Source organism: Sphingosinicella rhizophila (genome assembly GCF_032378825.1).
Lineage (GTDB): Bacteria > Pseudomonadota > Alphaproteobacteria > Sphingomonadales > Sphingomonadaceae > Allosphingosinicella > Allosphingosinicella rhizophila.
In genome coordinates this window covers 14,868-39,272 of sequence record NZ_JAVUPU010000001.1, presented here as the reverse complement: position 1 = coordinate 39,272, position 24,405 = coordinate 14,868, and the positions used below count along the sequence as shown (strand labels likewise).

The 24,405-nt window shown below is 64.6% G+C and carries 18 protein-coding genes and 1 riboswitch; of the genes, 7 read left to right on the top strand and 11 right to left on the bottom strand.

All coding sequences use genetic code 11. The annotated features are described in order from the left end of the window. Nucleotides 1-93: 93 nt before the first annotated feature. From RQX22_RS00180 to RQX22_RS00145, 8 genes are all read right to left on the bottom strand, one after another. Entirely contained in the window at nucleotides 94-2,181 is a 2,088-nt protein-coding gene (locus tag RQX22_RS00180; protein WP_315722534.1) for a PQQ-dependent dehydrogenase, methanol/ethanol family, read from the bottom strand. Between the two features lie 135 nt (nucleotides 2,182-2,316). Next, on the bottom strand, nucleotides 2,317-4,716 hold the full coding sequence (locus tag RQX22_RS00175) for a S9 family peptidase (protein WP_315722532.1): 2,400 nt from the start codon (nucleotides 4,714-4,716) through the stop codon (nucleotides 2,317-2,319). Nucleotides 4,717-4,844: 128 nt separating this feature from the next. Further along, on the bottom strand, nucleotides 4,845-7,508 hold the full coding sequence (locus RQX22_RS00170) for a TonB-dependent receptor (RefSeq protein WP_315722530.1): 2,664 nt from the start codon (nucleotides 7,506-7,508) through the stop codon (nucleotides 4,845-4,847). Nucleotides 7,509-7,979: 471 nt separating this feature from the next. After that, nucleotides 7,980-8,930 (bottom strand): FecR family protein, encoded by a 951-nt coding sequence (locus tag RQX22_RS00165; RefSeq protein ID WP_315722528.1) that lies wholly within the window; start codon nucleotides 8,928-8,930, stop codon nucleotides 7,980-7,982. Next, nucleotides 8,924-9,403 carry an RNA polymerase sigma factor gene (locus tag RQX22_RS00160; RefSeq protein WP_315722526.1) on the bottom strand — a complete coding sequence of 160 codons (480 nt, stop codon included), beginning with the start codon at nucleotides 9,401-9,403 and terminating at the stop codon, nucleotides 8,924-8,926. The genes RQX22_RS00165 and RQX22_RS00160 overlap by 7 nt, the downstream gene beginning before the upstream one ends. Nucleotides 9,404-9,640: 237 nt before the next feature. Continuing rightward, on the bottom strand, nucleotides 9,641-11,836 hold the full coding sequence (locus RQX22_RS00155) for a TonB-dependent receptor (RefSeq protein ID WP_315722524.1): 2,196 nt from the start codon (nucleotides 11,834-11,836) through the stop codon (nucleotides 9,641-9,643). 174 nt (nucleotides 11,837-12,010) lie between these two features. Beyond that, complete coding sequence (locus RQX22_RS00150) at nucleotides 12,011-12,337, bottom strand: hypothetical protein (protein WP_315722522.1); 327 nt, start codon at nucleotides 12,335-12,337, stop codon at nucleotides 12,011-12,013. 247 nt (nucleotides 12,338-12,584) lie between these two features. Beyond that, nucleotides 12,585-13,328, bottom strand: a complete 744-nt coding sequence (locus tag RQX22_RS00145; protein WP_315722520.1) for a hypothetical protein — start codon at nucleotides 13,326-13,328, stop codon at nucleotides 12,585-12,587. Nucleotides 13,329-13,530: 202 nt separating this feature from the next. Here RQX22_RS00145 and RQX22_RS00140 point away from each other — a divergent pair, with 202 nt between their 5' ends. From RQX22_RS00140 to RQX22_RS00110, 7 genes are all read left to right on the top strand, one after another. After that, nucleotides 13,531-13,713 (top strand): hypothetical protein, encoded by a 183-nt coding sequence (locus RQX22_RS00140; RefSeq protein ID WP_315722518.1) that lies wholly within the window; start codon nucleotides 13,531-13,533, stop codon nucleotides 13,711-13,713. Between the two features lie 206 nt (nucleotides 13,714-13,919). Beyond that, a riboswitch (SAM-I-IV-variant riboswitch) is annotated at nucleotides 13,920-14,031 on the top strand. Next, entirely contained in the window at nucleotides 14,001-15,086 is a 1,086-nt protein-coding gene (locus tag RQX22_RS00135) for an alpha/beta fold hydrolase (RefSeq protein ID WP_315722515.1), read from the top strand. Its footprint overlaps the riboswitch before it by 31 nt. Beyond that, the gene (locus RQX22_RS00130) at nucleotides 15,083-16,252 is read left to right on the top strand and encodes a trans-sulfuration enzyme family protein (protein ID WP_315722513.1); all 1,170 of its coding nucleotides are present in this window, start codon (nucleotides 15,083-15,085) and stop codon (nucleotides 16,250-16,252) included. The genes RQX22_RS00135 and RQX22_RS00130 overlap by 4 nt, the downstream gene beginning before the upstream one ends. A 71-nt stretch (nucleotides 16,253-16,323) precedes the next feature. Next, nucleotides 16,324-16,455: a hypothetical protein gene (locus RQX22_RS00125; RefSeq protein ID WP_315722511.1), complete on the top strand. Its 132-nt coding sequence runs from the start codon at nucleotides 16,324-16,326 to the stop codon at nucleotides 16,453-16,455. Between the two features lie 92 nt (nucleotides 16,456-16,547). Then, nucleotides 16,548-17,579 carry a 3-deoxy-7-phosphoheptulonate synthase gene (gene aroF, locus RQX22_RS00120; RefSeq protein ID WP_315722509.1) on the top strand — a complete coding sequence of 344 codons (1,032 nt, stop codon included), beginning with the start codon at nucleotides 16,548-16,550 and terminating at the stop codon, nucleotides 17,577-17,579. An 8-nt stretch (nucleotides 17,580-17,587) separates the two neighbouring features. Beyond that, nucleotides 17,588-19,135, top strand: a complete 1,548-nt coding sequence (locus tag RQX22_RS00115) for an anthranilate synthase component 1 (RefSeq protein WP_315722507.1) — start codon at nucleotides 17,588-17,590, stop codon at nucleotides 19,133-19,135. Further along, nucleotides 19,132-19,710: an anthranilate synthase component II gene (locus RQX22_RS00110; protein WP_315722505.1), complete on the top strand. Its 579-nt coding sequence runs from the start codon at nucleotides 19,132-19,134 to the stop codon at nucleotides 19,708-19,710. Before RQX22_RS00115 ends, RQX22_RS00110 begins: the two co-directional genes overlap by 4 nt. A gap of 8 nt (nucleotides 19,711-19,718) precedes the next feature. Here RQX22_RS00110 and RQX22_RS00105 read toward each other — a convergent pair whose 3' ends face one another. The 3 genes from RQX22_RS00105 to RQX22_RS00095 form a co-directional block, all read right to left on the bottom strand. Next, on the bottom strand, nucleotides 19,719-21,314 hold the full coding sequence (locus tag RQX22_RS00105) for a M28 family metallopeptidase (RefSeq protein ID WP_315722503.1): 1,596 nt from the start codon (nucleotides 21,312-21,314) through the stop codon (nucleotides 19,719-19,721). Between the two features lie 52 nt (nucleotides 21,315-21,366). After that, nucleotides 21,367-22,572, bottom strand: a complete 1,206-nt coding sequence (locus RQX22_RS00100; RefSeq protein WP_315722501.1) for a dipeptidase — start codon at nucleotides 22,570-22,572, stop codon at nucleotides 21,367-21,369. Nucleotides 22,573-22,660: 88 nt separating this feature from the next. Next, a complete protein-coding gene (locus tag RQX22_RS00095; protein ID WP_315722499.1) occupies nucleotides 22,661-24,361 on the bottom strand; it encodes a serine hydrolase domain-containing protein in 1,701 nt (566 codons plus the stop codon). Nucleotides 24,362-24,405: the final 44 nt, after the last annotated feature.

The following is a 24,405-nucleotide window of genomic DNA, read 5'->3' as shown; positions in this document are numbered from 1 at the left end:
GCAAGCTCCTCCGTGCTTTCTTCCTTTATCTGCCGATCCAGGACATTTCCCGCCTCGACCTGTCCTCTCCCCCGGGAAAGGGCTAGCTGGTCGCTATTGCGGTTTGACCCGGCTGAGATCCTCGGCGGAGGCGCCTTTCGGCGGTGCATCCTTCTCCTGCTTGGCCAACTCCGTGGCCATCATGCCGACGAAGCCGCGGATGGATTCCGCCTGCTCTTCGTTCATCCACCTGGAGAAGCCGATCATGCCGGTGCCGGACATCACGCCGTCGATGACGATGCTTTTCCAGACATCCCGATCGGCGAGCGCGCCCGAGCGGCGGAGGTCGGGCGCCGCCTGGCCTTCGTGGCAGCGGGCGCATTTGTCCACGTAAAGGCCCGCGCCGGCTTCGATCTGGGCGGACGTGAAACTGTCCTTGGGCGGATTGGCGGGGGGCAGCGTCAGATCGAGCTTGGGCAGGCTGGCCTTGCCGCCGAGCTTGAAGACCAGCATGCGGCCGTTGAAGCGGGGGATGCGGGGACGGTTTACGTCGGGCATGCCCATCGCACCGCCGCCCTTGCCGACAAGAACCGCTATATATTGGACGCCGTCGATACTGTAGCTGACCGGTCCGGCCAGGATGCCGGTCGGCTGGCTGAAGCTCCACAATTTCTTGCCGCTCCTGGCGTCGAAGGCGCTGAATTCGCCATGGGCATTGCCGGCGAAGACCAGGTCGCCCGCCGTGGCGACCGTGCCGCCATTGATCATTTCCGGCTGCGGCACGCGCCACACTTCGCGCTGCTTTATCGGATCCCAGGCGATCAGCGCACCGGTTCCGACCGGCTCCTTGGGATTGATGCCAATTTTTGCGCCCTGGTTCATTTCCGGCCCGGGCCTGAACCTGAACGCGGGATCCTGATCAAAGGTCAGGCTCCACCGCACAGTGGGGATGTAGACGAGGCCGGTGCGTGGGCTGTAGGACATGGGCTGCCAATTGTGCCCGCCGACGGAGGACGGGGTGATCATCTTGACCCCCTCCTCATAATAAGCATTGGCGCTCATCACCGGCCGGCCCGTGGCCATGTCGATCCGCTCGACCCAGCTCTGCTCCACGAACGGCTTGGCGGAGAGCAGCTTTCCGTTTGCGCGGTCGATGACGTAGAAGAAGCCGTTCTTCGGAGCCTGCATCAGCACTTTACGCTGCTGGCCGCCGATGGGGAGCGTAGCCAGCATGATCGGCTGGGTCGCCGTATAGTCCCAGCTGTCGCCCGGCGACGTCTGATAATGCCATTTATATTTGCCGGTATCGGCATCGACCGCGACGATCGACGCGAGAAACAGATTGTCGCCCTTGCCGTCGGAACGGACCTTGCGGTTCCACGGCGCACCGTTGCCCACCCCGATATAGACCTGGTCGAATTCAGGATCGTAGACGATCGAATCCCAGACGGTGCCGCCGCCGCCATATTCATACCATTTGCCGGCCCACGTCCTGGCCGCCATCCGCATCGCCGGATCCGAGGCGGCGCCATCCGGGCCCTTGGCCGGATCGCCGGGCACGGTGTAGAAGCGCCAGGCCAGCTTGCCGGTTTCGGTGTCGTAAGCGGTGACATAGCCGCGTACACCGAATTCGGCGCCCGAATTGCCGATGATCACCTTGTCCTTGAATACGCGCGGGGCGCCGGTGATCGTATAGGGCTTCGACTTGTCGACCGTCTGGACCGACCAGAGCTGCTTGCCGGTCGCCGCATCGAGCGCGATCAGCCGCCCATCGATCGCGCCGACGAACACCTTGCCTTTCCAAACCGCAACGCCGCGATTCACGACGTCGCAGCAGGCCTTGTAGGCGTCCTCGCCAGCGACTTCAGGATCGAACTTCCACAATTCCTTCCCGGTACGGCCATCTATCGCATAGACTTTCGACCAGGCAGTCGACGTGTAGAGCACGCCGTCCACGACCAAAGGCGTCGCTTCCTGCCCGCGATTGGTATCGAACTCGAACGACCAGGCGAGGCCGAGCTGGCCGACATTGCCGGTGTTGATCTGATCGAGCGGGCTGAAATGCTGCGCATCGAAACCGCCGCCATAGGTCAGCCAGTTGCCGGGCTCCTGCGCCGCGGCGAGCAGCCTCGCCTGATCGACCGCCGCCGGGCCGTCGGATTTTCCGGAGCCCGGGCCGCAGCCCTGCAGGGCGAGCGCCATCGTTCCCAGAAGGATGGAAAAGCGAGCGAAAAGCCGAACCTGTGACAACAAGATCAAATCCCCCAAAATTCCCCGATTCACATCGGACGCCGACTGCGTTCGCGGAACGGCCGCACCGCATTCGGCCTCACGCCCTCACGGAAACGGCTTCAATTCATATTGCGGCGGCGTCTTTCCCAGCAGTTCGCGCACGAAGAAATCCCAGCTCCGCCGATGAAAATAAGGAATGACGAGCACGGAATGGTGGGCGTTGGGGAAGATCAGGAACTCGAAATCCTTATTGGCCTTCATGAGTGCGTCGACCAGCCGCAGCGAATTGGCGGGCGGAACATTCTCGTCGAGCTCGCCATGGACGATCATCAGCTTGCCGGTCAGTTTCGATGCCCAGTGGATGTTCGAATTGGCATCCCAGACGGGACCCATCTCGCTGCCCATCCACTGTTCGTTCCACCAGGCCTTGTCGAGCCGGTTGTCCTGGACGCCCGCGCCCGTCAGGCCGACCTTGTAGAAATCAGGCCGCTCCGTCATCGCGCGCACCACGTCATAGCCGCCCGCCGAATAACCGTAGACGCCGACCCGATCGGCATCCATCCACGGATATTTCGCGGCCATCGCCCGGATCGCGGCGATATGATCGTCGAGGCCGACGGCGTGGAGATTCTGAAAGGCCGGCTGCTGGAAGGCGCGGGACCGGCCGGCGGTGCCGCGGCCGTCGACCGTGACGCCGATCGCGCCAATCTGGGCATGTTCGTTGATGAAACGCAGGGTCATCGCCGCCTCGAAGGATTTCGGGCTGTTGCCGGCGATGTGCGGGCCGGTGTAGATTTCCTCGATGATCGGATAGGATTTGGCCGGATCGAAACCGGCGGGCTTGAAGATTGCCCCGTAGATCGGCGTCTTGCCGTCCGCCGCCAGCGTTTCGAACGGTTCGGGCAGGATATATCCGGCAGCCAGATAGGCGCTGACATCGGCGCGGCCGAGCTCCATCATGATTCCGCCGTCGCTCGTGCGGCGCAGCACCGATCGGGTCGGCCGATCGATGAGGGACATGTTATCGACGAAATAAAGGCCGTCGGGAGAGACCGAGACGTCGTGATCGAGCGGCTCGGGCGTCAGCAGCTTCGGCGCGCCACCCTTTGGCGAGACCGCATAGAGATGCCGCAGATACGGATCGCGTCCGCGTTCGCGGCCGGTTCCGACGATCAGCGCCCTGCCCGCCTTGTCGGTGCCGGCAACGCCGCGCACGACCCAGTCGCCCGAAGTCAGCGGCCGCCTGGCGCCGGTACGGGGATCGATCGCATAAAGCTGAAAATAGCCGGTCTGGTCGGCGGTCCAATACAGCCTGTCGGCTTTGTCGTCATAGGACCAGAAATGGCTCCAGGTGTCGAGATAGGTGTCCGCCCTGTCTTCGGAAAGCAGAGTGGACACGCCGCTGGCGGCGTCGACGCGAAAGAGTTCGAGCTTCCTGTAGCCGCGCTCCGTGATGCGCGCGAATACCGCCTTGCTGTCGGCGCTCCAGGCATAATGAGGTCCGAAATAATAAAGCACCGGCTCCGGCGCGAGGTCCATGTCGGTGCGTTTCCCGGTCTCCACCTCGAAGAATATGCCCCTGGCGAGCGCCGTCTCCGTGTCACCCGGCAGGGTGTAGACATAGTCGAATACCCTGGGCTGTTCGCCGTTCGGCGGCGTCGACTGGACCAGCGCCAGCCGCCGCGCACCCTCCTGGTTCAGGCGAAAAGTGGCGATGCGCCGGGAATCCGGGGACCAGCTCAGCACCGGCGGCACCGCCGGCCGCTGGGTCCCCTGAGCGATCATGATCTTCGGATCGATCGGCGGCGTGGCATAAGGCGCGTCATAACTGCCGTCGTGGGTGAGCTGTCTTTCGCTGCCGTCCTTCGTCGAAATCACGAACAGATTGCCGTCACGAACCACGGCGCGCCAGGCGCCATCGGGCGATTCCTCGCCTTGGGCGGCGGGATCGAGATCCGGCGTCAGCGCACGTGCATCTGGATCATATCGCCAGTTCTTGTCCCGATAGCGGAAATGCAGCCTGCCCGTCCGTTCGTCGACCCGGAGCGCGGCCAGCTGGAAATCGGCCCGCGCGATCGACTTGTCCGTCGCGCCGGCCAGCGCGCCGATCAGCGCGTCATGATCGAAGAGCGGCCGGGTCTTGCCCGGAACGGCATCGACCAGCACATAGTCGCGGCCGTCACGGGTCTGCTTTTCGTACCAGAATGAAGACGTCTCTCCGATCCAGCGCGGACGGACGCTCATACCGGGGATCAGCTTGCCGATGTGGGGCCGCAGCACTGCCTCGGCGCGGGCATAAGCCGATGCCGGAACCTGTTCTGGCGCTGCGGCTGAGACGGCCGCGTGCGGCGTTGTCGGGGTCGCAGCGCCGGCGACGTTCGAGCCGGCAAAGAACGCCGCGACCGGTATGGCCAGCTGAATGAATGCCCGAACAGAGTGTCGAACCTGCAACAACAGAACCATATCCCCCACGACAAGTTCCGAACGGCCCGCCCGTCGGTTCATCTGCCACCTTCCGATGGCACGTCTCGCGCCTTTATGTTGATGCCGCGGCTTCGGGAGCAAACGAGTTTTATTCGTCGATGGGCTTAGTTATTCTCGTTCAGGAACGAACCGGACTCTTCGCCCCACACCTAGAAACGATAACCCCCGGTGATACCGAAGGTGCGCGGCCGGTACGTGTTCGTCAGCACGCGGTCGGACCCCGGTATCCACTGCAGCCTGCTGAGATCGTCCTGCGAGTTCAGCAGATTGTTGACGAACAGGGAAACGTCCAACGGCCCGCGCCGCACCCCCAATCTTGCCGCGACGAAATGCTGCTCGTCGGTTCGACTGGTAATCGGGTTGAAATCGACATTGTCCGGGTTGGCGCCGAAGCTGCTCCTGTAATCATATTGGATATGGTAATAGCCGGTCAGATCGCCGAAACCGAGCGCGGTCTGATAGTCCGCGGCCAGTGTCACGATCCACGGCACCGCGAACCGATCGCCTTTTTCGACGATCGTATCCTGGCCATTCTGGGTGAGGATCGTCTCCCTGAACGTCGTGTCCATATAGCCGATGCCGATATCGAAGGTCAGACCACGGGCCGGCATGACGATGATCTTCGCATCGAAGCCGCGGCTGCGCGCCTTGCCAAGGTTGTCGATGAAAAGATGCGCGCAATTCTGCAGCGACCGCGGCTGCTGGATGTCCTTCCAGTCGATGTTGAAGACGCTGGCGGCCAGAGTGAGGGTGCGGCCTGCGCGGCCCTTGGCGCCCAGTTCATAGCTCCAGACGCTGTCCGACCTATATTGGCCGGGCACCTGATCTATGCCCAACTCGGCGAGATCCGCGGCGCAGGTCGTCGTATTCGCCAGCGGATTGGCGCCACCCTGGCGGAAACCCTTGGCCGCGCTGGCATAGACCATCCAGTCCGGCGACGGCTCATATTGAAGGGCGAATTTCGGCGTGATCGGCGTTTCGGAGGTGCGGCCGTTGGTGACGAACTCGCCGCCGTAGAAGGCCCCGCTCCGCAACTGGAAGAAATCGAATTTCATGTGGGAGACGCGGACGCCCGCGCTCACGGTCAGCCGATCGGTCAGCTTGTAGGAAAGATCGCCGAAGACCGCATATTGCCGGTCACGGGTCGCATTGTCGTCCAGCGCGATGACGTCGTCGGCATCGGGAGCGCCAAGCAGGGGAAAGCCGTAGGCCGCGGTCTGCCAAGCGACGAATTCCGGAAAATAATCGATCCCGAGCGAAGTCTGACGCGCATTCTGGTAGAAGAGGCCAAATACATAGCTCAGCCTGTCGGCATCCGAATTGGACTGCAGTCGCAACTCCTGGGTGAAGGTGCGCTGGGTCCAGAAATTGGTGATAGTCGAATTTTCGAGGCCGCCGAACGGCGTGTCAAAATAGACGGGCGGCGCGCCGAACAGAACCGCCAGGGATCCCAGCACTTCCTGATAGGCCGAGGTCGAATCCAGGATTTCGTCAGTATTGCGATCGAGATAGGAGGTGTTGCTGATGATGCTTGCGCCTCCGAGATCATATTCGGTTTTCAGCGAATAGATGGCAGCCTCGTCATTGCCGGACGATGGCCGGCCCTCGCCATTGACGAAGCGCCCAATCTGCGGACGGGGAACCAGGGGATTGTCCAGCAGCTGCCAGAATTGTTCCGTGTCGTCCCGCCTGAGCTTCTGGTAGAAGACCGAGGGCGTGATCGTCAGACGATCGGTCGGCGCGAAGGTCAGCGCCGCATTGAGGACGGTCGTCTCGCGCGCGTTGGAATTCTCCTCGGGCGTGCCGCGATCGGCGACATAAGGGATGCGGTCGACGAAGCCGCCGTCGCGGCGATGATAGCCGCTGATCCGGAAGCCCAATTTGTCCTGGATGATCGGGCCGCCGACGGCGATGCCGGCTTCATAGCTCGGATCGCCGCCTTCGGTGAGGGCCAGCTCGGCCCGCGCCGAACCGGAATATTCGGTCAGGCCGGGCTTCGCCGTGATGAAGCGCACCGCGCCGCCCATCGCGCCGGCCCCGAACAATGTGCCCTGCGGCCCGCGCAGGACCTCGACCCGCTCGAGATCGAACATGGCCGGATAAAAATTGGTCGCCAGAACCAGCGTACGAACCTGGACCGGAGTATCGTCGATATAGACGCCGGTCATGGTCGCGCCGGTCGCCGAGAAGAGGCCGCGGATCGCGATGAACTTGGAGTTGAACGCGCTGGTCTCGATCGTCACGCCCGGCGTCATGCGGACGAGATCCTCGACATTCCGAACGCCCTTCTGGTCCAGCGTCTCCTGGCTATAGGCCTCGACACTGATCGGAACGTCGAGGATGGATTGTTCGCGGCGGGTGGCGGTGACCACGATCTCCGGATCGGCGGCATCATCAGCAGTGTTCGCGCGTGCGGGCGCGCCTTCATCCTGCGCAGCGGCCGGGGTCGCGACGACCGACGACGTCGCGGATGTTTCGACAAGCGAGGCCGTGCGCAGGGGCGAGACGATCCACGATCCGCCGCTGGTCTGACGGGCGGAGAGACCGGAGCCGGTCAGGAGCCGCTCGACCGCCTGGGCGGCGGAATAGCCGCCCTTGAGCGCCGGCGCCTTCCGTCCGCGGGTCGCGACGGGTTCGAAGACGATGTTGGATCCGGTCTTGCGGGCGACGGCGCGAAGCGACTTGCCAAGTTCCTGCGCCGGCAGGTTGAAGCTGTAGGTGGCCTGCGCATAAGCGGCGGGCGCCGCGGCGAGCGTCCAGACGACGGCCGTTCCGACGGCCAACGATCGGCTATAGATCAACCTCATGATCATTCATCCCCCCATTTCAAGCGCTGCATTGAACAGCTCCCTGTTGGGGTAGACGACGATCGGTCACGAAACGGACATGGGCCGGCAAAAAAATATCGGAAACAGCATATGCGGTCGCATCGTGAAAAGCCGAAAGCCGGTACCCACTTTTCAGCACGATGCTACAGTATGGGTATCGCATCGTGAGAAGCCGAAAACCGGTACCCACTTTTCAGCACGATGCTACAGGATGGGTATCGCATCGTGAAAAGCCGAAAGCCGGTACCCACGTTTCAGCACGATGCTACAGGATGGGTATCGCATCGTGAAAAGCCGAAAGCCGGTACCCACGTTTCAGCACGATGCTACAGTATGGGTATCGCATCGGGAGAAGCCGAAAACCGGTACCCACTTTTCAGCACGATGCTACAGTATGTGTATCGCATCGTGAGAAGCCGAAAACCGGTACCCACTTTTCAGCACGATGCTCCGTCCTCATCCACGGGTGAAGCGGAGTGCGCGGCCCTCGCGGCTGACGCGGAGGCCGTGCAGCTCGGCAATCGCCCGGGCGACCTCGGCCAAGTCCTTGGTCGCGAAGACGCCGGAGATGCGCAAGGAGGCAAGCGAGGGATCGGCGACGACGAGATGGTCGGCGCTGTAGCGGTTCAACTCCTCCGCGGCCTGCAGCAGGCTGATATCCTCAAACATGACCTCGCCGCGCCGCCAGGCACTGACAGCCTCGACCGACGGGCGGTCCAGCGCCGCGCCGGCCGACGGCGTCACCGTCACGCGTTCGCCGGGAGCGAGGGTGGCGATAAGCGGGCCTTTCGACGCAGCCGGTCCGGAGACCTGGACCTTGCCTTCCAGCAGGGTCACGGCCGTCTTACCGTCATCGCGGCGCACGATGAAGGTCGTGCCCAAAGCGCGTACATGCTCGCTGTCCGTATCGACGATGAAGGGCCGCGACGGATCCCTCATCACCTCGAACATGGCCTCGCCACGGTCGAGCCGGATGCGCCGTTCCTCTTCGGAATAGAGGATGGCGAGCCTGCTATTGGTGTTCAGCGACACGCGGGTGCCGTCGTCGAGCATCACAACCTGCTGCTCGCCGACCCTCGTCTCATGGACGGACGGACGGGTCAGCAAGGCATAGCCGCCGCCGAATGTAAGCATCGCGGCGACGCCGGCCACCATCGCCAAGACGCCGCGGCGCGATTTTCGTTCGCTTTCCGACGAGGAACTCTCGGCCGGCAAGCCGATACCCGGAAGCATGTCCCATATTCCGGTCGCCCGCTCGAAGGCGTCCTCATGCGCGGGATCTTTTTTCAGCCAGGCGCGAAAAGCCGCCTCGCTGCTTTCGCTGCGATAGGGGCCCTGGAGCCGCGCCAGCCAGGCGGCGGCTTCGGCCTCCACGCCCTCAGGCGATCTGTCGCCGCCCTTCACCATCCGTCCATCCACTTCATCAAATTCAGGGTCGCACGCGCGACCTGTTTTTCCACGGCCGAGACGGAGGACCCTTCCCTGTCGGCGATCGCGCGATAGTTCAGACCCTCGATCCGGCGGGCGATCAGCATCCGGCGCGTTTTCTCCGGCAGGCGCGCGACGCCCTCCTGGAGGCGTTCGAGCCTTGCCCGTCCCGACAATATCTCGTCCGGGCCGGCCAGATCCGAGGGAATATTTTCCAGATCGAACACCGACGCATCGAACGGCGCCCGCCCGGCGCGACGGGCGCGGTCGACGCTGAGGTTGACGGCCGCCGAGACGAGAAAAGCCTCTTTCGAGCGCACCGCATGTTCGCGCTCATAGCCTTCCAGGCGGAGAAAGGCCTCCTGGACGAGATCCTCCGCATCATCGGCGGGCACACCGCGGCGCAGCACGGCGGTGCGTGCCTTGCGCAGCATGTCCGTAAATGCCGTCATTCGTGCGCGCGCGCCTCCCGATCCTAGATGGTAGACGATGGATGAGGTGAAAGCGGACATTTAATTTACGGCAACGACATCCTCAGCAGAAGAAGATAGCCAGAGCCCGACGTTGGATCCCGGGAGATCGGGAATTTTCTCCATGTCATGAGCTGGAGGACAAGCCGGCTCTCATCCTCCATCTTGCCTACCCCTCAATCTTGAATGCGATCGCCTGCATTCGGCACCTTCGGCCGCTCAGAAGCTGAAACGAGCGGTCACCCGAATATCGCGACCTGCCATCGGCACGAATTCCTTGGTGAAGGAGGCATGGCGGCGCGCATCGACATCGAAAATGTTGTTCGCCGAGAGGATGAGCGTCGTTTCCCTGCGCTTCCCCCAGGGCCGCCAAGCCAAAGATGCATTGACCAAAGTATATCCGTCGGTCGGCGTTTCGAACGTGGCGATCCGCTCCTGATCGTCGGCCCATTCCACTTCGACACGGCCGGTCAGATCGTCCGAGACAGCTTCGAGCCCGCCCAGCACCCGCAGCGGCGGGATGCGCGGCACCGGGCCACGTTCGTCGATGGTCGCCCGCACATAATCGGCCACCAGGTCACCGTCGATCTTGAACCCGCCGAGGCGGAACAGAGTGGCGGAGGCTTCCGCCTCGAACCCATAATAGCGCGCATCGCGCTGGAAATATTGGAAAACAGGCAGCTCGTCCTCCTCATCCCCGGTCGCGGCCTGGAAAATATAATCGTCGAACCAGTTCGCGTAGATGCTGGCGCGGAGCCGCACGGGACCGGTCTGGGCGCGGACATAGACTTCGGCGCCCCAGCTCTTTTCCTTGTCCAGCGTGGGATCGCCAATCTCGAACGCCTGGGTTGCGATGTGCGGCCCGTTGGAGAGCAGCTCCTCGGCGGATGGAGCACGTTCGGCCCGTGACAGATTGAGCCCGACGCGAAGCCGATTCGAAGGTTCATAGGCGACACCGAGCGCGGCCGAGAAAGCGTCGAAGCTGCGATCGACGCCGACCGCTTTGGAGGTGACTCCGCTGCGTTCGTAACGGCCGGCGGCCTCAAGCTCGATCCCGCCAAGCTCGATCTCCTGCAGCGAGAAGATGCCGAACTGGCTGGTTTCGTTGGGCGGCACAAAAGCCTCGGCGCCGATCGCCTCGAAATCGCGCAGGAAGAATTGCGCACCGCTCGCGCCGCTCCATCCGCCGCGATCGGTCTGGACCAGCTCGAACCTGCCCTCCAGTCCCTGCGTGCGGAAGATGGTGCCGACCTCGTCTCCTTCATACTCGGTATGCTCGTAATCCGCCGCTCCCACACGAATGCGGATTTCGTCGAGGAGCGGACCGCGGACGTTCACCTGACCGCGAAGGTCGGCGCGAATCTGTTCGAGGCCGATCGTGACGGCTTCCTCGCCATGCCCTTCTTCTTCCCCCTCCTCGTCGCTCTCATCATGTTCGTCCTCGTGATGATGGTGACCTGCACCTGGGGCGGTTGGCACGCCATAGTTGCTGTCGAACCAGCTCACGGAGAAGCCGAGACTTCCGCCGTCGCGGATCAAAGCGAGGCCGGCTCCCAATGTCTTCTGCTCCGTGGCGCTGTTCGGAAGGCGACCGCGGCGATTGGCGCCTTCCAGCGCTTCCTCCGATTCCTCGACATGGCCTTCCTCCAGTTCCTCCGCCGCCATCTCGAGCTGTTCCGCACGCAGCGTCGGGGACAATATGTAGCCGCCAACGCCCAGGTCGTCGGTCTTTCGGTAGCTGCCGTCGATATGCAGCACGAAGCCACTCTTACCGAGCGCGACGTCTGCGGCACCGCCGATGCTCCGCTCATCCGCCGCCGAGCCATAGGCCCCGATCGCGTCGAGATGAACGCCGTTTTCCGGAACGGCGCGCGGAATGCGCCGGTCGAGCACGTTGACCGCTCCGCCGATCGCCTGGCTTCCGAAGAGCAACACGGCCGGGCCATGCAGGACTTCGATGCGCTCGGCAGTGAGTGGGTCGATCGTGACCGCATGGTCGGCCGACGTGTTTGACACGTCGATCGACCCGATGCCGTCGGTGAGCACCCTGATCCTCTCCCCTTGGAAGCCTCGAAGAACGGGGCGGGAGGCTCCGGGGCTGAACGAGGTCGACGAAACCCCCGGGAGCCGGCCCAGCGTGTCGCCGAGCTGGGGCCGGATGTCGCGCAGCAATTCGGAACCGGCGAGCACGGCGGAGCCCGAGAGAAAGTCCAGCGTCCGCCCGTAATTGCCGGTGATGATGATCTCCTGAGATTCATCATGGTGGACGACGCTCGTTTCCTGGCCGCTTTGGCGGGCGGGCGCCGTGCGCTCCGCCGGAGCCGCTGGCGAAGGAACCTGCTCAACGGTCTGCGCGAAGGCGATCTGCGGGATGAGAGACGCGGCGGTGCCGCCGAGAAGAATGATACGAAGCATAAGGATATTCCAATGATCGGCTGCCGCGCGGGCAGCGGTTTCGCGTAGGATTGCGACAAATGATGGTGATGCGGGCGTGTCCGGAAGCTGGGCTGTTCCCGCACCCTGGTATGGCGGATCGGACCAGCTTTTTAGGAAACGCGCCCTGACTTGCCCCTTGAAGGCAAAGTCAGATCAAGCGAGCGGCGGCTCGAGCAGTGGTGGCACGGTCCGACTTCCCAACACAGGCGGATCTGCAGAGCCGGTGCATGCGGCGCCGATGTCGGGGCGCGGAAGTTCCGGAGCGTGCGGCAGCATGCATCCGGCCAGCAACGTGGCCGCGGCGTCGCCGAGCGCTCCCTGGGTCGAAGCGGCTTTGGCAGCGGATTCCTCGTCCAGGGCTTCGGCCGCGACGCCCGCATCGCCGCTTTGCAGCGCGGCCGCATGGACCCGGACATCCTGGTGCTGGCAGATCGCGGCCGCAACGGCAGGTCCGTTCGCAACCACAAGTACGAGCATCATCAGAAGGGTCATCCAGCGCGCCATAGTCATGAGATAACATTCCCGATGGCGCACTTGCAAACGTTTTGGTCCCGAACGCGAATTCCTTTGTCCGCCCCGCTGGCTTGCGCCATCATATGCTTGAAACGGCTTCTCCCCGGCCGAGACGGAGGCAGCGTTCTTGCGGGAGATTGTCCAACCTCCCGCCTCGGCTCATATTTGCGGCCTCAGCGCGGCTTCGGCGCCGCGCCAGGCCAATTCGGAGCGATCAACCGGCAACCCCGGCTGCGAAGGCTTCGAACGGCGGGAAGATCGAAAGCGCGAAGATGATCAGGTGAATGGCGCTGACGACGGCCATCAGGCCGATGGTCGCCGGGTGAACGCTGCCGAGCACCTTCCGATCGTGACGGGCGAGGACCGCCAAGGCGACAAGCTGGATCGCGAGGATGACCCATTCGCCCCAGCCGATCATGAAGGGCATCGGCAGGGTTCGGCCGAGGGCCGGTTCCAGGATGAGGATCAGCGCGCCAAGCATGAGGCGGCGGTGCCACTGGGTCCTGCGCCGCAAGGCGATCGCCCAGGCGACGATCGCGGCGAAGGCAATCGGCTCGACGATGGTGAGGGCCAGGAAATATGGATCGGTGAAGAAGGGCGGCACACGGTGACCGGAGACGGCGCTGAAGCCGACGGCGACGCCGAGCAAGGCGATGGCGACGACCAGCGCCGCCCCGATCCAGCCGAGCTTACGGTGGATGACGAGCTGGTCCCGGCCGACGAGCAGGTTCTGGGCCGTGGCGACCGCCAGCCAGGCGACCATGACCGCGCCGTGAAGGTGGGTGAGCAACGACGCCTGGCGGATATCGACCATGCCGCGGAGCGAGAATTGCGCGAAGCCGAAGACGATGAAGAAAGCGAGCGCCATGGTGTAGCGGGTGAAGAAGGACTGGTCGGACTTGAAGACGCTCATCGGCACGGCTGCAGCCGGACCGAAATCCCCGAATTTCGTCGCCATGGTTTCCCCTCCGCCCCGATCGATCCGAACATATCATGATGAGAGGAAGGAGGAAACGCCGTCGGCAAGACCGGCGGGCCTCACTGGGTCCCATGACTGACCCAGATCAGCCAGTTTTCCCGACATGCATAACAAAGGTGAATGCGAGCCGGCCATTTCCATGGAACACAGACCCAAGTCCATGGAGGGGTTAGACAATATCATGAAACGAGACGATCTGGCCTATCATTCCGACCGCGCGAGGCACGAATTGCACCTGGGGCTGGTTTCGAAATGCATGCGCGCGGCGCGGGCCCATCTCCAGCTTTCTTCGCTGCACATGAAGAAAGTGCTCGATCTGCAAACGGAGGAGCGAAAGGCGCGGCCGCTTTGCATAGTGGACTGAGCGATGAAATGCGTGCCCAGAACCCCCTGCCCGTCGCCGGGAACGCGCGCTCGTAACCCCGACATGAGAGCGCCATCTCCCCGAAGGCGAACGACCTCATAGCTGGTGGTGAGCGAGGAAAATCATTGCCCGTTCGAAACTTTCTTATTGCGAAATTCACACATTCCTGCCTTTAAGTCGCCCTGACCGGCGCGGCGTTCGCGGCGGTCAAGCATCAAGAGTGGGTCCTTGGGCCCACGCCAACCTGCCTACCCGGGCAAGGTGGAAGTTTCTCTTGAGGAGAAGCGATGCGGCCGACCGGCAACCAAGCGGGATCGTGCAACGTCGTGACTCCTGATCGAAGGAAGGACGACGAATTGCCGGTTTCGAGACCCCAGGATCTGGCCCAGGCCGCGAACGGCGAGGACCCGGCCGGAGGATGCCGCGGCACGCTGACGTGTTTCAAGGTCCCGCTGCGAAGCCTTGCCGGCGAGGCCGCAGCGCGACTGCCCAGCGAGGTGAATGCCTGCGTGACCGGACCGGCGGGGGCGCCATTGCTGGTGGTGCTGGGCGGGATTTCGGGCACGGCTGCGGTCGCCTATCGGCCTGACGGCACGCCCGGATGGTGGCACTGCATCTTCCGCGACGGCGGGCCGGTGGACGCGGGGCGCTACCGTATCATGGGGATCGATTTCGCCGCCGACGAAAGCGGCGGCTTCGCCCCCGACACCTACGAACAGAGCGCGATCATCGCCGATGCACTGGCCGCCCTGGGCGAGGAGGAGGCGTTCGCGATCATCGGCGCGTCCTATGGCGGGATGGTCGCCCTGGCCTATGCCGAAAGGTTCAAACCGCGTTCGACCCGGCTCGCCATCATTTCCGCCGGCGCCTGCCCGCATCCGATGGCGACCGCGGCGCGGAGCCTGCAGCGCCAGGTGGTGGCATTGGGCATGCGCCAGGGGGTGGGCGGCGAAGCGCTGGCGATCGCGCGCGGCATGGGCATGCTCACCTATCGCACCGCCCGGGAATTCGGCGAGCGGTTCGAAGGCGGGATCGAAAGCTGCGAGCCCGTCTCCGCTTCGGCGCCGCGCCGCTACCTGGACGCACGCGGCCGCGCCTTCGCGGAGGTGACGGCACCGGGGCGATTCCTGAGCCTGTCGGCATCGATCGACCGGCATCGGGTGGATCCGAGGGCGATCCGGGCCCCTGCCCTGGTGATCGGCGTGGAAGAGGACCAGGTGGTGCCGCCCGCGCAAATGGAGGCATTGGCCGGAACGCTGGGCGGCGAGACGCAGCTACACATCATCAAATCGCTTTACGGGCACGATGCTTTCCTCAAGGAGCCGGAAATCATCGGAGGCCTGATCGCCTCCTGGCTGGAGACGGGGGCGTGACGGACGAGGTGAAACACAACAAGCGCGACATCGGCACGATCGCCGCATCGGTGGGCGTGGCCGAGGACGCCGCGCATCACGGGATCGCGCCGCCTTTGTGGACGGCCGACACGTCGGAATGGGCGAGCCCCACCGACAAGCCTGATTATGATTATTCGCGGACGGTGAACCCGAACCGGACCCTGCTGGTGCGGGCGCTGGCAGCGCTGGAGGGGGCACAAGGCGGGGTTGTCACCAATAGCGGCCAATCGGCAGCGCTGCTTGCCCTGCTGCTGCTGAAGCAGGGGGCCAGGGTGGTGGCGCCGCATGATTGCTATGGCGGCACCTATCGGCTGCTGCAGGGCATGGAGGAACGCGGCGTGCTGCGGGCCGTGTTCGTCGACCAGGGGGACAGTGCGGCGCTGGCCGCGGCGCTGGCTGACGGGGCGGACATGCTGTGGCTGGAATCCCCAAGTAACCCCCTGCTCCGCATCGTCGACATCGCCGCCTGCGCCAAAGCGGGGAAGCAGGCCGGCGCCCTGGTGCTGGCGGACAATACGCTGCCGACGCCGTGCCGGCAGAAGCCCCTGGCGCTGGGCTGCGACATCGTCCTCCATTCCACGACCAAGGCGATCAACGGCCATAATGATCTGTTCGGCGGCGCCCTGCTCGCCGGCGATCCTTCTATCGTCGAGCGGATCGAATGGTGGGCCAATGCAGCCGGGCTGTCGGGATCCGCGCATGATGCGTGGCAGATCTTGCGGGGCCTCAGGACCCTGCCGCTCCGGGTCGACCGGCAGGAGAAGACGGCGCGTGCCGTGGCAGCCTGGCTGGCCGATCACGAACAGGTGCTGGAGGTCCATTATCCAGGTCTGTCCAGTCATCCCGATTACGAACTGGCGGCGCGGCAGCAGAGCGGGCCGGGTTTCATGCTGAGCTTTCGGATCAAGGGCGGCGAGGCCGGGACACGCAAGTTCGTGCAGGCGCTGGAGCTGGTGACGCTCGCATCCTCGCTGGGTGGGTTCGCGACGCTCATCTGCACGCCCGCATCGATGACGCATCGCGGGATGCCACCCGAGGCGCAGGCCGAGGCCGGGATATTGCCGGATCTGCTGCGGGTTTCGATCGGACTCGAGGGCGCCGAAGATCTGATCGCCGATTTCGAGCGGGGGTTCGCGGCGACCTAAGCCCTCCGGGTTCGCCCTCGGCCCTCCAACGAGATTGACGCCGGCTTTGCGATCGGTCAGAAGACGGCCCGATGAACATGCAATTGGCCACCACGGACGACAGGAACCCGCTTCACGCGGCTGTTGCCTTGCGTGCGCCTGTCGTGGCGAATTGGTGGCGCTGGCTCGATTCCGATGCCGAAGGCGCGCCATGTCCTCAGTGAATTAGACCCTCTTTTCCAAGAGGTCCGATCTTGAAGCAGGCCCGCCCCCCGGCGGGCCTTTTTTATTGTCTCCAACGAAAGCGAACACGAACATGATCATCGTCCTGAAACCCGGCGTGGCGCAGGAGAGCGTCGACGAGATACTCGGCCTGATCGCCAGCAAGGATCTGAAGCCGCTGCACATGCCCGGCGCCGAACGGGTGGTGCTGGGGGCGCTCGGCGACGAGCGGGTGCTGGCGGAGCTGAGCCTGGAAGGCCATCCCGACGTCGAATCGGTGAAGCCGATCCTGCAGCCCTACAAATTGGTCAGCCGCGAAATCCATCCACACGATACGGTGGTGAAGATCGGCAATGTCGCCGTGGGCGGGAAGGAATTCTGCGTCGTGGCCGGGCCCTGCGCAGTCGAGACGCCGGAGCAGGTGCGGGCGAGCGCCGACGCGGTCAAGGCGGGCGGCGCCCATGCGATACGAGCGGGCGCCTACAAGCCCCGGTCCAGCCCCTACAGCTTCCAGGGACACGGACCGGACGGCCTGCGCCTGCTCGCCGAAGTGGGCCGCGAAATGGGGCTGCCGATCGTCACCGAAGTGATGGACGTGGCCGATGTCGAGCTGGTCGCCGAGGAAGCCGACTGCCTGCAGATCGGCGCGCGCAACATGCAGAATTTCGGGCTGCTGAAAGCAGTGGGACGGACCAGGCGCCCGATCCTGCTGAAACGCGGCATGGCCGCCAAGGTCGAGGATCTGCTGCTCGCCGCCGAATATATCCTCGCGGAAGGCAATGAGCAGGTGATATTGTGCGAACGCGGCATCCGCACCTTCGAGACCGCCACGCGCAACACGCTCGACCTCAATGCCATCCCCTATATCAAGCAGAAGACGCATCTACCGGTGATGGTCGATCCATCGCATGGCACCGGGGTACGCGACCTCGTCATCCCGATGGCGCTGGCGGCGGCGGCCTGCGGCGCGGACGGCATATTGGTGGAGGTACATGAAAATCCCGCCAAGGCCTGGTCGGACGGGGCGCAGTCTCTCTACCCCGAACAATTCGAGCAATTGATGACGCGGCTGAAGCCGGTGGTGAAGGCGGTGGGGCGCACCCTCGGGCCGGCGTCCGCCGCATGACGACGCAAATGGCAAGAGCGGGCCAGGCGGCGGCGGTGCAGCGCCGCCTGCAGGGCGTCCACCAGCCGCTGGATCTCTATGCGGCGCTGACCGACGGCGGGCGGAAGGCCGACACTTTGCTGTTCGAAAAGGCGAACGGGCGCGCGATCATCATGACGCAGGCGGCGGTGCGCGCAGAATGCCGGGGCCGTGAGGCCGAACTGACAGCGCTCGGCTTCGAAGGCCGGCTTGTGCTCAAACATGCGGCGCGGCTGCTGGAAAAGCATGTGGTGGAGAAGGAAAGGGATCGGCTGCTGTTCCGCTTCCCGTCCTGCGACGACGAGGATGCGGAAAAAAGGCTGCTCGCCCCCTCCCCTTATGACGCGCTCCGGGCGCTGACGCTGAATATCGAGTCGCTGACCAAGGAAGAGCAGCTGACCCTGTTCGCGGGCGGCGTGATCGCCTTCGACCATGTCGACATGTTCGAGGCACTGCCGACCCAGGCAGCCGATCCGATCGATTTCCCGGACTATCTGTTCTGGCTGGCGCAATCGATCATCGTCATCGAGCCGGGTGGCGACGCGCGGATCGTCTGCACGGCATTCGGCGCCGATCTGGAGAAGGACCAGAAGCGTTCCCATCATGGCGCGGTCGAGCGTCTGTCGACCCTGGTCGCGGCGTGCGGGACGATCACGCCGCGCCCGCCCGTCCCCACCCCAAGGCCCCGGGCCGATTTCGAGGCCGAAGTCGATCTCGAGGACGAGGATTATGCGGCGGTGGTGTCGCGGCTGAAACGGAACATCGTCGCCGGAGACGTCTACCAGATCGTGCCGTCGCGGACGTTCAGCACCGCCTGCGGCAACCCGCTGGACGCCTTCGCCCGGCAGCGGCAGCTCGATCCAAGCCCTTATATGTTCTTCGTAGCGGGGCCGCGGCACATATTGTTCGGCGCATCGCCGGAAACGTCGGTCAAGGTGAGCTTCGAGGACGGCGCCCCGATCGTCGAGATAAAGCCGATCGCAGGGACGCGGCCGCGCGGTGAAACGCCGGATGCCGATGATCGGATGGAGGCGGACCTCAGGCTCGACGCCAAGGAAACGGCCGAACATATGATGCTGGTCGATCTCGCGCGGAACGACGTCGCGCGGGTGAGCGCTTCGGGCACGCGGCGGGTGGCGAAATTGCTGACAGTGGAACGCTATGCGCGCGTGATGCACCTCGTATCCGCAGTGACCGGACGGCTGGCGGCGGGGCTGGACCCGTTCCACGCGCTCCAGGCCTGCCTCAACATGGGCACGCTGAGCGGTGCGCCGAAACTGCGCGCGGTCGAATTGTTGCGGGAGACCGAGGCGACCAAGCGCGGCCCCTATGGCGGCGCGGTCGGATGGGTGTCGGGCAATGGCGAGATGGACAGTGCGGTGGTGATCCGGTCGGCCCTGGTCAAGGACGGCCGGGCCTATGTGCGGGCCGGCGCCGGCGTCGTCCATGACAGCGTGCCGATGGCGGAGGCGGCGGAAACGCGCAGCAAGGCATCGGCTGTGCTTTCGGCGCTGGCGGAATCGGAAGCGGCGGCATGACGGCGAATATCCTCCTGATCGACAATCGCGACAGCTTCACCTTCAACCTGGTCGAGACGTTCGAACGGCTCGGGTGCAAGGTGCGGGTGATGCGCAATGGGATTTCGGCGCAGGCCGCCTATGACATGGCCGAAGCGGAGGGGGCGCTGATCCTGCTCTCACCCGGTCCGGGACGACCCGAGGATGCCGGCTGCAGCGTCGAACTGATCGGACTGGCGAAAGGCCGTTTGCCGTTGCTCGGCGTGTGCCTGGGCCATCAGGCGATCGTCCATCAGGCCGGCGGCACCGTCGCGTCGGCCCCGGACATCGTCCATGGCAAATCGTCGGTCCTCGAGCATGACGGCGAAGGCATGTTCGCGGGGATCGAGAATCCGGTTCGGGTCGGCCGCTACCATTCGCTCTGCACCCCTGCCCCACCGGCGCGGTTCCGCGTCCATACCGAACTGGACGGCATGGCGATGGCGATCAGCGACGTCGAAGCCCGGCAATGGGGATTGCAGTTTCATCCGGAGTCCGTGCTGACGCCGGGCGGAGACAAGATGCTGGCGAATATATTGGAGGCGGCGGGGCGTTAGAACTCCCCTTATTCCACCGCCTTCGCCTTCGCCTTCGCCTGCCCTGCCGCGAAGCTGTCGCCGAAATAGCTGCCTTGGTACCAGAGCGGCGCCTTCGGGGCGTCGGCCATTTCGCGCAGGACCAGATAGTTGAGCTTCGAGAAGCGTGCGGCTGCGTCCCAATCGAAGGGCAGGTTCAGATCGTCTTCGGGGGTATGATAGGTCTTGGCGAGATAGGATTTGAACTTCTCGCCGCCGCCATTGCCGAAGCCGGTCAGCAGGAAGACGGACGGCACGCCTTCGCGCACGAATTCATAATGGTCGGAGCGGGTGAAGATGCCTTCCTCCGGCAACGGATCCGGGATCAAGGCGACGCCCATCTTCTCCGCCGCCGCCTGGACGACGGGGCCCAGGGTCGTGTGCTCGGCACCGAAGGCGATCACGTCCACGAAATCGTACAGGAAGATCGGCGTGTCGAGATTGACGAGGCCGACCATGCGGCCGCCGCGGACCGGGTTGCGGGCGAGATATTGGGCGCCGAGCAGGCCCTTTTCCTCGCCGGTCAGCGCAACGAACAGGACGCCGCGCCGCGGCCGATCGGGCGATACGGCCAAGGCCCGCGCCGCTTCCAGCATCGCGGCCACGCCGCTGGCATTGTCGACCGCGCCGGCACGGACCCTGCCATCCTTTTCCATGCCGACGCCGTCGACATGGGCAGTGAAGGCGACATATTCGTCGGCCAGGTCCGGATCGGAGCCGGGGATGAAAGCGACGACGTTCCGGCTCGTCACATTCTTGCTGGTGCCCTCCCGGGTCACCTGGATTTTCGCCTGGAGCGGAAAGCCCCGGGGACGGCGCTTCGCAGCCACCTCGTCGAGGACGGCCTCGAGCGACGTGGGCGCACCGGCGAACAAAGCCGCGGCGGCGGCCTCGTTCAGGGTCGCCATGAAGCGGAGGCCCGGCGCCCCGACATGAGGCTGGCCGTCCGGGCCGACCCAGGTCATGCCGAGCCTGCCGGCATTGGCCGCGAACCGCTCCCAGGGCCAGCGCTCCGCCTCCGCGCGGGTGCGGATGGCGATCATGCCTACGGCCCCCGCCCGGGCCGCCATGCTGCGCCGTTCCCGGCCGAGATGCGCGGCGACGTCGCTCGGCAGGCCTTCGGGCAGGTCGCCGATGACGGCGACGATCTTGCCGCGGACGTCGAGGCCGGCATAATCGTCGAGGCCATATTTCGGCTCGGTCAGACCATAGCCGACGAAGACGACGGGCGCTTCCATGTCCATCTTGCCCGATTGGGGATCGGGAGCGATCGCCACGCCCTTGCCATGGGCGAAACGGGTCCCGCCGATCGCGATCGAACCGGAGGTGACGCCATATTCGACGAGCGGCACCTGCTGGTACCAGCCCCCGTTCGCGGCGGGCGTCAGCCCGAGTTCCATGAACTGACTCGCCACATATCCGGCGGCGATGTCATGGCCGCGCGAGCCAGTGTCCCGGCCCTCCAGAAGGTCGTCGGCCAGGAACATCAAGTGGGCGCGGAACTTCTGCGGATCGAAATCCTGCGCAATGGCAGGCTGGCAAAGGCCCAGACATGCGGCGGCGGCCGCGACAAGCATCTTCTTCATCTTGGCAACTCTCGATCGGGAATGGACTGGCGCACCGATGCGCCGGCCGGATTCATTTCGCGCCGCGGCGATTCCTGGTGGCATAGGCTTCGGCCTGACGAAGGAGGCGGAGCGTGTTGCCGCCATAGATCTTCCTGAGATCCGCCTCGCTATAGCCTTCCTGCCTGAGCCGCGCGGTGATCTTCGGCAGCGCGGCGATATCCTCCATGCCGATGGTGCCGCCGCCGCCGTCCCAATCCGCACCGAGGCCGACATGATCGACCCCCATGACGCGGAGCGCGTGCAGGAGACTGTTCATGAACTGATCGAAGGTGGCGGTGAGCGACGGCGCCGTCGCATCCAGCTTCGCCTTGTCGGCGAGCAATTGCTGCCGTTCTCGGGCATTCAGCATTTCCCAGCGCCTCTGCCGATCCTCGATCGCGCTGCGTTCGGGGGTCGGATTGTGGGGAACCAGGAAGACGCTGTTCAATTGCATCACGCCGCCCGAGCGGGCGAGCTTGCGCATCCGATCGTCGTCGAGGTTGCGAGGATGGTTGAAGATCGAGCGCGGCCCGGAATGGGAAAGGATGATCGGCGTCTTCGACAGGGCGACGAGCTGATCGAAGGTGGCGTCGGAGCTGTGGCTGCCGTCCACGATCATGCCGAGCCGGTTCATCTCCGCCACCCACTGGCGGCCGAGCGGGCTCAGGCCGTTCCAGCGTGGCTTGTCGGTGGTGCTGTCGGCGAATTGATTGTTCTTCGAATGGACGGGGCCGGCCATGCGCACGCCCAATTTGTAGAAGCTTTCGAGCATGGAAAGATCGGTACCCAGCGGATAGCTGTTCTCGATGCTCTGGAAAGCGACCAGCTTTCCGGCGGCCTGGAGGCGTTCGACGTCATCGGCTTCGTAGGCGAGGCCGATCTTCTCGCGATTCTCCGTCATCACGCGCAGGATGGCGGCGGCGCGGCCCAGGGCGCTGTCGCGGGCGGCGGCATAGCCTTGCGGCGTCAGATCGCCCTGCGGCGTGTAGATGACGAAGAAGCCGCCATCGAGGCCGCCCTGCTGCATGCGGGGAATGTCCACCTGGCTGTTGTCGACGCGCTGATCGTGCCAGTCGCTGAAATCCCAACCCTCGCGTTCGAACAGGGCCGGCGTATCGAGGTGGGTGTCGAGGATCAGCAGCCGGTCGTGCAGTCCGAGATCGGCCAGGCCGACTTCCTGCGCGACCGCGGGCGCGGCACAGACCGCCCCCAGAAACACCAAAGCCGCAAAACGCATCACATTCTCCCTATGACGGACCGGATCTGTGTCCGGAAGTGCGCCATCCGTATCGGACAATGCGCGCCTGCTCAACGCCGGTGGCGGCTCAGGCGGACACGCGATCGAACCTGAGCTTCCGGCTGCGGCCCATTTCCAGGAAAATGGCGGCGACCTTGCCGTCGCTGCCCGGCGCGGCCGCCATGCTGAAAGGGAACAAGGCATCGAACGTGTCGAAGCGACCGCTTATGCTGGGCCGCCATTTGAGCGGCGCGCCGCCGCGCAGCGTCCAGCTGGTCAGCACGCCATCGGCGACGGCGAAGACATAGGTCGTATCGAGTTCCGCGCTGCGATAGCTGCCGGCGATCGCGGCAAGCTCCTTCGCATCCGGCACGTGGACCGTCGCCGGTTCGTAGAAGGCGATCGGGGACACGATCGGAGAATCGTCGGTCGGCTCGATCTTCACCGGCCTTCCCCCGGGATCCCGATGGACGCGATAATAGCCGCCGCGATACTGGCCGGCATCGAACGTATCGTCATCATAGACGGTCAGCGGCTGCCCGGGCCCCTGGGGCGACTGGAGGACGATTCCCGCGGTCCCCTGGGCAATCGTCATCAACGTGCCGCCATCGATATACCAGCTACCGACCAGGGAGGTGACGCGGGGATCGGTCGCGGCAAGCGGCTTGGGGGACGGCTTCCTGCCGGCCGGGGCGGGCAGATAGATGTCGACGAGCTTTCCCGTCACCTGGAGCGGGTTGCCGGCATCGTTGCGGAGGATGACGATGGCGGCATCATGTTCCGGAAAGCGGCCGGCCCAGGTGCGGAAGGCAGCATCGCCGCCGCTGTGGTGGACGGCGGGCCGCCCCGAAATGGTGCCGTTCATCATGCCGAAGCCATATTGGAGGACGCGGCCATCGGTCAGCCTGTAAGGCGCAGCGGCACGATCCACGAGCGCCTGCGGCAGGACCTTCGGGTGGAGCAGTTCCACCTCCCACGCGAGCAGATCCTCGATATTGGTCGACAGGCTGGTGGCGCCCCAGGTTTCATAATTGAGCGGCACGCGCTGCCAGCCGGGCCGGCCCGGATAATCCTTCGCATAGGATTGGGCGCGGTTGGGAATGAGCGCCCCGGCCTGCTGGATGAAGTGGGAATATTTCATGCCGAGGGGATCGAACATCCGGGCCTTGGCGAACAGCTGAAGATCCTGGCCTGCGACGGCGGTCACGATCTCCGCGAGCAGGGTGAAACCGCTATTGCAATAGCTGAAGTCGCTGCCCGGCGCGAAGTTCAGCATGCGCTGATTGCGCAGCAGATTCTTCATCCGGTCCTGGGTGAGCAGGTCGCGAATGTCGAGCCCCTGGGCCAAGGCCAGCGTCCATTGATCGCGAAGGCCGCTGACATGGTGGATCAGATGTTCGACCCGGATGGTGGCGCCGAAATCGGGCATCCAGGGCAGATAATTGCGGATGTCCGCATCGAGATCGACCTTGCCCTCATGGGCGAGCAGGCCGACCGCCATGGCCGCGAATTGTTTGGAGACGCTGGCGACGTGGAAGGGCGTGGGCACCGTCAGCGCCCTCCCCGTTTCCATGTCGGCGATGCCGTAAGCGCGCGTCAGCAATGTCTTGCCTCCCTGCCAGACGCCCACAGTCATGCCGGGTCCGCCCGCCGCGACCTGCGCTCGGGCCCAGGCATCGAACTCGGCCGCCAGAGCATCCGCACTTGCCCCCTGCGCGATCGCGCGGAACGGCATCATGGCGCCGGCCGCAGCAGCGGCGCCCAGCAGATGACGGCGACTGATGTTCATGCTCTTCCCCCTCGACCCTCATGTCCCGAACGGAACGTAACCGA

Excerpts from the sequence above, each read along its gene's own strand:
- RQX22_RS00095 (WP_315722499.1), bottom strand. The coding sequence starts at position 24,361 with ATGAACATCAGTCGCCGTCATCTGCTGGGCGCCGCTGCTGCGGCCGGC.
- RQX22_RS00155 (WP_315722524.1), bottom strand. The coding sequence starts at position 11,836 with ATGCTTCGTATCATTCTTCTCGGCGGCACCGCCGCGTCTCTCATCCCG.
- aroF (WP_315722509.1), top strand. The coding sequence starts at position 16,548 with ATGATCATCGTCCTGAAACCCGGCGTGGCGCAGGAGAGCGTCGACGAG.
- RQX22_RS00125 (WP_315722511.1), top strand. The coding sequence starts at position 16,324 with ATGAACATGCAATTGGCCACCACGGACGACAGGAACCCGCTTCACGCG.
- RQX22_RS00135 (WP_315722515.1), top strand. The coding sequence starts at position 14,001 with ATGCGGCCGACCGGCAACCAAGCGGGATCGTGCAACGTCGTGACTCCT.
- RQX22_RS00175 (WP_315722532.1), bottom strand. The coding sequence starts at position 4,716 with ATGAACCGACGGGCGGGCCGTTCGGAACTTGTCGTGGGGGATATGGTT.
- RQX22_RS00100 (WP_315722501.1), bottom strand. The coding sequence starts at position 22,572 with ATGCGTTTTGCGGCTTTGGTGTTTCTGGGGGCGGTCTGTGCCGCGCCC.
- RQX22_RS00145 (WP_315722520.1), bottom strand. The coding sequence starts at position 13,328 with ATGGCGACGAAATTCGGGGATTTCGGTCCGGCTGCAGCCGTGCCGATG.
- RQX22_RS00140 (WP_315722518.1), top strand. The coding sequence starts at position 13,531 with ATGAAACGAGACGATCTGGCCTATCATTCCGACCGCGCGAGGCACGAA.
- RQX22_RS00165 (WP_315722528.1), bottom strand. The coding sequence starts at position 8,930 with ATGGTGAAGGGCGGCGACAGATCGCCTGAGGGCGTGGAGGCCGAAGCC.
- RQX22_RS00115 (WP_315722507.1), top strand. The coding sequence starts at position 17,588 with ATGGCAAGAGCGGGCCAGGCGGCGGCGGTGCAGCGCCGCCTGCAGGGC.
- RQX22_RS00150 (WP_315722522.1), bottom strand. The coding sequence starts at position 12,337 with ATGATGCTCGTACTTGTGGTTGCGAACGGACCTGCCGTTGCGGCCGCG.
- RQX22_RS00160 (WP_315722526.1), bottom strand. The coding sequence starts at position 9,403 with ATGACGGCATTTACGGACATGCTGCGCAAGGCACGCACCGCCGTGCTG.
- RQX22_RS00110 (WP_315722505.1), top strand. The coding sequence starts at position 19,132 with ATGACGGCGAATATCCTCCTGATCGACAATCGCGACAGCTTCACCTTC.
- RQX22_RS00180 (WP_315722534.1), bottom strand. The coding sequence starts at position 2,181 with ATGGCGCTCGCCCTGCAGGGCTGCGGCCCGGGCTCCGGAAAATCCGAC.
- RQX22_RS00170 (WP_315722530.1), bottom strand. The coding sequence starts at position 7,508 with ATGATCATGAGGTTGATCTATAGCCGATCGTTGGCCGTCGGAACGGCC.
- RQX22_RS00105 (WP_315722503.1), bottom strand. The coding sequence starts at position 21,314 with ATGAAGAAGATGCTTGTCGCGGCCGCCGCCGCATGTCTGGGCCTTTGC.